The sequence below is a fragment of the Myxococcus sp. CA039A genome, from assembly GCF_013336645.1.
In the GTDB taxonomy this organism is placed as follows: Bacteria; Myxococcota; Myxococcia; order Myxococcales; family Myxococcaceae; genus Myxococcus; species Myxococcus llanfairpwllgwyngyllgogerychwyrndrobwllllantysiliogogogochensis.
On record NZ_JABUMQ010000475.1, the window covers coordinates 1 to 6,249 of the forward strand.

Annotated in this window: 7 protein-coding genes; all 7 read right to left on the reverse strand. The window is 69.3% G+C overall.

Features of this window, described 5'->3' with window-relative positions:
* Window positions 1-64 precede the first annotated feature (64 nt).
* A complete protein-coding gene (gene folK / locus HR086_RS43690; protein ID WP_141644304.1) occupies window positions 65-589 on the reverse strand; it encodes a 2-amino-4-hydroxy-6-hydroxymethyldihydropteridine diphosphokinase in 525 nt (174 codons plus the stop codon).
* A complete protein-coding gene (locus tag HR086_RS43695) occupies window positions 586-1,359 on the reverse strand; it encodes a fumarylacetoacetate hydrolase family protein (RefSeq protein WP_141644305.1) in 774 nt (257 codons plus the stop codon). Before HR086_RS43695 ends, folK begins: the two co-directional genes overlap by 4 nt.
* Window positions 1,356-2,171: a 4-hydroxy-tetrahydrodipicolinate reductase gene (gene dapB / locus HR086_RS43700; protein ID WP_174457548.1), complete on the reverse strand. Its 816-nt coding sequence runs from the start codon at window positions 2,169-2,171 to the stop codon at window positions 1,356-1,358. Before dapB ends, HR086_RS43695 begins: the two co-directional genes overlap by 4 nt.
* A 33-nt stretch (window positions 2,172-2,204) precedes the next feature.
* On the reverse strand, window positions 2,205-3,092 hold the full coding sequence (gene dapA / locus HR086_RS43705) for a 4-hydroxy-tetrahydrodipicolinate synthase (RefSeq protein ID WP_141644307.1): 888 nt from the start codon (window positions 3,090-3,092) through the stop codon (window positions 2,205-2,207).
* A 16-nt stretch (window positions 3,093-3,108) separates the two neighbouring features.
* Window positions 3,109-4,350 (reverse strand): diaminopimelate decarboxylase, encoded by a 1,242-nt coding sequence (gene lysA, locus HR086_RS43710; RefSeq protein ID WP_141644308.1) that lies wholly within the window; start codon window positions 4,348-4,350, stop codon window positions 3,109-3,111.
* Complete coding sequence (locus HR086_RS43715) at window positions 4,347-4,586, reverse strand: hypothetical protein (protein WP_246137320.1); 240 nt, start codon at window positions 4,584-4,586, stop codon at window positions 4,347-4,349. Before HR086_RS43715 ends, lysA begins: the two co-directional genes overlap by 4 nt.
* Window positions 4,587-4,588: 2 nt before the next feature.
* On the reverse strand, window positions 4,589-6,249 hold a 1,661-nt coding region (locus HR086_RS43720; protein WP_174468600.1), incomplete at its 5' end, for a TIGR04551 family protein.

Sequence of the window (6,249 nt, forward strand, 5' to 3'; positions counted from 1 at the left end):
CCAGGGGGCAACGGGGAAGGCTCGGCGGCGAGCAGCGCCGCGGTGGCCAGGGCCAGGGAAAGGTTCATGTCTCGTTGCTCGGCAGGCTCGCTTCGGGCCACGCGGTGGCCTCACTCCTGCGGACATCCTGCGGGGCGAGTTTCCCGAGGAGCTCCTTCACCGTCATTCCCAGCACGGGGTGCTGCAAGGCAGGCGACAGCTCCGCCAACGGCTCCAGGGCGAAGCGACGCTTGTGCAATTCCAGATGGGGAACCTGAAGGTGCGGGTCGGCCACCACCTGGCCCTCGCAGAAGAGGATGTCCAGGTCGATGGTGCGCGGGCCCCAACGCTGCTCTCGCCGCCGCCCCAGGTCCTTTTCAATCTGCTGAAGGATGACCAGCAGCCGCTGCGGCGACAAATCGCAGTCCAACGCCACCACCGCGTTCAGATAGCGCGGCTGCGGCGGCCCCACCGGGGCGCTGTCGAAGAGTGAGGAACAACGAAGCACGGCCACCGCATCGATGCGGGACAGCGCGGTGAGAGCGGCGACGAGGTGGGATTCGCGGTCCCCCTCGTTCGAGCCCAACCCGACATAGATGATGGTGCTCACGGCTCCATCTCAACTGGATTGAGCAGCGTCCCGATTCCCTCGATTTCGACCTCGACCGAGTCGCCGGCCGACAGCTTCCCTACCCCCGACGGCGTGCCGGTGCTGATGAGGTCCCCCGGCAGCAGCGTCATGATGTGGGAGATGAACGCCACCAGGCGAGCGGGGCTGAACACCATGTCCGACGTGCGGCTGTCCTGGCGCACCTGCCCGTTCACCCGGCAGGAAATCTGGAGGTCCGACGGGGACAGCCCCGTCACCGCCCACGGGCCCGCGCACGCGAAGGTGTCGTAGCCCTTGGCGCGGGTGTGCTGCGTCTCACGCTTCTGGATGTCGCGCGCGGTGACGTCGTTGAAGCACGTCAGGCCCCAGATGGCGCGCGCGGCCGTCGTCTCGTCCGCGTTCTTCAGCCGCTCGCCGATGACGAGCGCCAGCTCCGCCTCGTAGTGCACTTCCTGGCTCGCCTTGGGGATGCGGATGGGCGAGCCCGGGCCGTTGAGCGCGGTGGAGGGCTTGGTGAAGATGAGCGGCTCGGTGGGGACGGGCTTGCCCATCTCCTCCGCGTGCTTGCGGTAGTTCTGACCGATGCAGACGACCTTCGACGCGTCCGAGGGAACCAGCAGCGTCACCGCCGACAGCGAACGGCGGATGCCCGTGTCCTTGACCCCGCCCACCCAGGGGGCCGAGGAGAGCACCACCACCTCGGAGCCCTCGACGCGGCCATGGTTCGCACGGCCTTCGTGGAGGAAGCGGCAGTAGCGGGCGGTCGTCATGAAGTCCTCTGGAAGCCGAGTACGTCGGCCATGTCATACAGCCCCGGAGGGCGGCCCACCACCCAGCGCGCCGCGCGCAGCGCTCCCAGGCCGAACTGGTCTCGGCTGGTGGCCCGATGCGTCAGCTCGATGCGCTCGCCCTCACCGAAGAAGTACACGGTGTGCTCGCCCACCACATCCCCGCCCCGCAACGTCTGCACGCCAATCTCGCTGGGGGGCCGAGCCCCAATCTGTCCGTGACGGGCGAACGCCAGGTCGTCCTGCGTGCGCCCCAGCGCGGAGGCGAGCACTTCCGCCAGCCGCAGCGCGGTGCCGCTGGGCGCGTCCTTCTTCATCCGGTGGTGCGCCTCCAGGACCTCCACGTCGAAGCCAGGTCCCAGCACCCGCGCCAGCTCCGCGGCCACGCGGATGACCACGTTGACGCCCACGGACATGTTCGGCGCCGCGACGATGGGAATCGCCTTCGCGCTCTCCACCAAGAGCGCCGTGGCCTCCGGCGAGAAGCCCGTGGAGCCGCACACGAAGGCCACGCCGCGCGCCGCGCACATCTTCGCGTGGGCCACGCTCACCTCGGCGCTGGTGAAGTCGATGACGACGTCCGCCGTCGCCGTGTCGAGCGCGCGGGCCAGGTCATCCACCACCTGAACCTCCAGCGCGCCCAGCCGGGCGGCCAGGCCCGCGTCCAGGCCCACCGCGGCGCTGCCCGGCCGCTCCGTGGCGCCCACCACCTGGAGGTCCTCCGCGTCACGCGTCAGACGCAGCAACGTGCTGCCCATGCGACCGGTGATGCCGGTGATGACGGTGCGAATCATGTGGCCGCGCTCCTCGGTGTCGTGTCGTGGCGCTCAGTGCTTCAGCAGGCCCAGCAGTCGCAGCTCGTCGCCGAGCTTCTCCGCGTTGGGCGCGGTCATCGGCACCAGCGGCAGGCGGACTTCCGGCCCGAAGAGGCCCAACAGGTGCAACCCCCACTTCACGGGGATGGGGCTGGACTCCACGAAGAGCAGCCGGTGCAGGTTGTTCATCTTCACCTGCAGCTCACGCGCCTTGGCGAAGTCACCCGCGCGACCCGCGGCCACCAGGTCCGCCATCAGCCGGGGCGCGACGTTGGAGGACACGGAGATGACGCCCTTGCCACCGCACGCGATGAAGGGCAGCACGGTGAAGTCGTCGCCGGACAGGAGCGTCAGCCGGTCTCCGCACTTCTCCAGGATGTCCACCGCCCGGGCCATGTTGCCGGTGGCCTCCTTGATGGCGACCACTTCCGGGAAGTCGCACAGCCGCTGCACCGTCTCCGGCAGCAGGTCCACGCCCGTGCGGCCCGGGACGTTGTAGGCGACAATCGGGAAGCCCGGATGCGCGCGAGCCACCGCGCGGAAGTGCTCCACCAGCCCCGCCTGCGTGGGCCTGTTGTAGTACGGCGTGACGATGAGCGAGCCATCCGCTCCCGCGTCGCGCACGCGCCCCACGCTCGCAATCACCTCCGCGGTGTTGTTGGAGCCGGCGCCGCCCAGCACCTGCACGCGGCCTTTCGCCTCCTCCACCACCACACGCACCGCGCGGGCCTGCTCATCGGCCGACATGGTGACGGATTCGCCCGTGGTGCCCATGGGCACGAGCACGCTGGTGCCGCCTTCAATCTGCTGGCGCACCAGCGCCCGGTAAGCCGACTCGTCGAGCGCGCCGTTCCGGAACGGAGTCGCGAGCGCCGTCATGGAACCTTCGAAGGTCTTCATTCCGGCGCTTATATGTTCAGGCCCGCTCGCCGCGCCAGAGATCCTCGGTGCGCTCGCGCTCCCTCACCACCCGCCACGCCTCTGCGTCCACCAGCACCTCGGCCGGGCGGGGACGGGAATTGTAGTTAGAAGCCATGCTCATCCCGTAAGCCCCGGCGCTGAGGAAGGCATACAGCTCGCCCGGCTGGGGGAGGACCAGGGGACGGGCCCTGGCCAGCACGTCGGTGGACTCACACACCGGCCCCACGACGTCCACCTCCACCGCCTTGCCCCGCCGCTTCAGGAGCGGAACGAAGGCGTGGTGGGCTTCGTAGAGCGCCGGACGGAGCAAATCGTTCATGCCCGCGTCCACCACGGCGAAGCGTTTGGCGGGCGTCTGTTTGCGGTAGAGCACGCGCGTGAGCAGCACCCCCGCGTTGCCCACCAGCGAACGTCCCGGCTCCAGCACCAGCCGCGCGCCGGTGTCCTTGGTCGCGTCCAGCACGACGCGCGCGTACTCCGCCGCCGAGGGGGGCGTCTCGTCCGAGTAGGTGATTCCCAGGCCCCCGCCCACGTCCAGGTACTCCAGCGCGTGCTTCTGGGCCTTCAGCGCCTGGTACAGCCCCGCCACCTTGGTGAGCGCCGCGCGCAGGGGCGAGCTCTGGGTGAGCTGCGAGCCGATGTGGCAGTCCAGGCCCGCGGCCCGCACGCCCTTCATCTTCTTCGAGCGCGCGTAGAGGTCCACCGCCTCCTCGAAGGGGACGCCGAACTTGGACGTCTTCAACCCGGTGGCGATGTAGCGGTGCGTGCGCGGGTCCACCTCCGGGTTGACGCGCAACGCGAACGGCGCGCGGCGTCCCAGGCGACGGCCCACGGCGTCCAGCGCCTCCAGCTCCTCGGCGCTCTCCACGTTGAAGAGGAGGATTCCGGCGGCGAGCGCGGCCTCCATCTCCTCCGGCGTCTTGCCCACGCCCGCGAACACCGTCTTCGCCGCCTCGCCGCCAGCGTGCCGCACCCGGGCCAGCTCGCCGCCGGAGACGATGTCGAAGCCCCCGCCCAGCCCCGCGAACAGCCGGAGGATGGCGAGGTTGGAGTTGGCCTTCACCGAGTAGCAGACCAGGGGCCGTGCGTCGGCGAACGCGTCCGTCACCGCGCGGAAGTGCTGGGTCAGCGCGGCGGTGGAATAGACATAGGTGGGCGTGCCCACCGCGTCGGCGATGGCGGGCAGCGGCACCGCCTCCGCGTGCAGTACGCCCTTGCGATACGGAAAGGAGCTCACGGTGTCCCAGCGTCGACGATGGTGGTGGGGGTCAGGACCCCGCCGTCCGTCGTCGGAGTAATCGACGGCCCCGAGGACTCCACGCTTACGGGCGCGGTGTCCGACGGCGGCGGAGGGGTCTCCGTCGCCGGCACCGGCGCCGCCAGAGGCGGCTTGGCCGGACCCTTGATGCCGCACGCCACCATCCCCAACACCAGGACGGTGGCGACCCCGAGCGACGTGAGGGCGCGCTTCATGGCTAGAACTTCACGCCCAGCCAGCCGCGGATGCTGTGCGGCGTCTCAAGATCCGCCTTCAGGGCATCCGTGTAGGCCTGCAGACCGCCCATGGGGAAGAGGATGCCGTAGGCGATACCCGCGAGGAAGCCGTCCTCGGTGGTGTAGTCCACGCCCGCGTTCACCTCCACGCCCAGCGACTTGCTGGTGAAGGACGGCGTCGACTCCGCGTAGAGCGCCTGCGAGTAGATGAGGCGGCCATACAGATCGATGCCCGGCGCCACCGCGTACTTCACGGACGGGCGCACGTAGAACGCGTCGGTGACGCCGCCAATCAGCTCGCGCCAGAGGATGAGGTCGATGCGGTAGTCGCGGTTGAAGCGGAAGTTGCGGATGGCGGAGTCGGAGCAGCCGCCGCCGTCGCAGCGGTACTGAGGACCTTCCACGTCACCCGGGTTGGTGTAGTCGTTGGTGCCCGAGCCTTTACGCCCCGGGTAGTTGCCGAAGCCCGGCGCCTTGTCACCAGAGGCGAAGCCCAGCTCCAGCCCCAGCGTCAGCTTGTTGTCCGCCACCTTCACCTCGCCCTGGGCCACGCCGCCGAACTGCGCGACGCGCAGGCTCTGGTCGAACGTCGTCTGATTCGCCGCGAGCGCGCGGTTGCCGATGGTGCCGAGCACCGCCGCCAGTTCGAACTCCAGGCGCCAGTTGCGCTCCTCGTAGCGCAGCCACAGGTCCGGGATGTACAGCGAGGCATCGCGGGGGATGAAGGCGCCCGTGGGCTGGTTGTTGGCGTCCTTCACGTTGTCGTAGTTCTGCGTACGCCACGCGAAGTGCAGGCCGTACTGGAGCACGCCCTGGTTGTTGTCCAGCTTGGAGCGGATCTGCGCATCCGTGTCCCGGCGGGCGATGGCCAGCACCCAGCTGTGGGCGTCATCGGCCTGCGTCAGGTCCACCGGCTCACCCTGGGCGCCGCCCCGGTACTGCGAGCCCTCGGAGTTGAAGTCCAGCATGGGCGTCACGTACCAGCCCGCGAAGGGCTCGGTGACGAACTGGATGCGGTCCACCGTGTCGCCGTAGTCGCAGTCGAAGCAGTTGCCGTCGTTGCGCAGCATGCCCAGACCCCATTGGCTGCCCATGCGACCGAAGCGCAGGATGCCCACCGGCGTGTTCACCTCGCCATAGGCGCGGCGCAGCTTGATGGAGTCCGACAGCGTGTCGCCCAGCGACTCCTGGTCCTCGGAGAAGATGGTGAACAGGTTGCGCTGGTCGCCCGGGTAGAGCGAGTCCGGCGTGGAGCCCATCACCACGTTGTCCAGGCCATCCACCTGGAGCTTGATCTTCACCTGCTCGGACACGTTGAACGTGGGGTCCAGGCGCAGGCGCATGGTCGCGAAGGACTGGGTGTTCTCGCCCCGGCGGCCCGACACGGCGGGGAAGATCTCCTGGCCGGGGACCTTGCCCAGGTCGAACTTGTAGAAGAGCGTGGGGCGCAGGCGGAAGTAGCCGTCGAGCGTGAAGACCTCCAGCTTGCGCTTCTCCTCCGGGTACTCCTCGCTCCACTCCTCGCCGTTGAGGGACTGCTTGGCGGCCTCCGCGCGAATCTCTCCGCGCAGCTCCTGCTTGGTGGCCTCCAGGTCGTCACGGGTAACGGACTCGCCCTCGGCGGCGGGGGGCTGCACGGCGG

Excerpts from the sequence above, each read along its gene's own strand:
- HR086_RS43695 (WP_141644305.1), bottom strand. The coding sequence starts at position 1,359 with ATGACGACCGCCCGCTACTGCCGCTTCCTCCACGAAGGCCGTGCGAAC.
- dapB (WP_174457548.1), bottom strand. The coding sequence starts at position 2,171 with ATGATTCGCACCGTCATCACCGGCATCACCGGTCGCATGGGCAGCACG.
- dapA (WP_141644307.1), bottom strand. The coding sequence starts at position 3,092 with ATGAAGACCTTCGAAGGTTCCATGACGGCGCTCGCGACTCCGTTCCGG.
- HR086_RS43715 (WP_246137320.1), bottom strand. The coding sequence starts at position 4,586 with ATGAAGCGCGCCCTCACGTCGCTCGGGGTCGCCACCGTCCTGGTGTTG.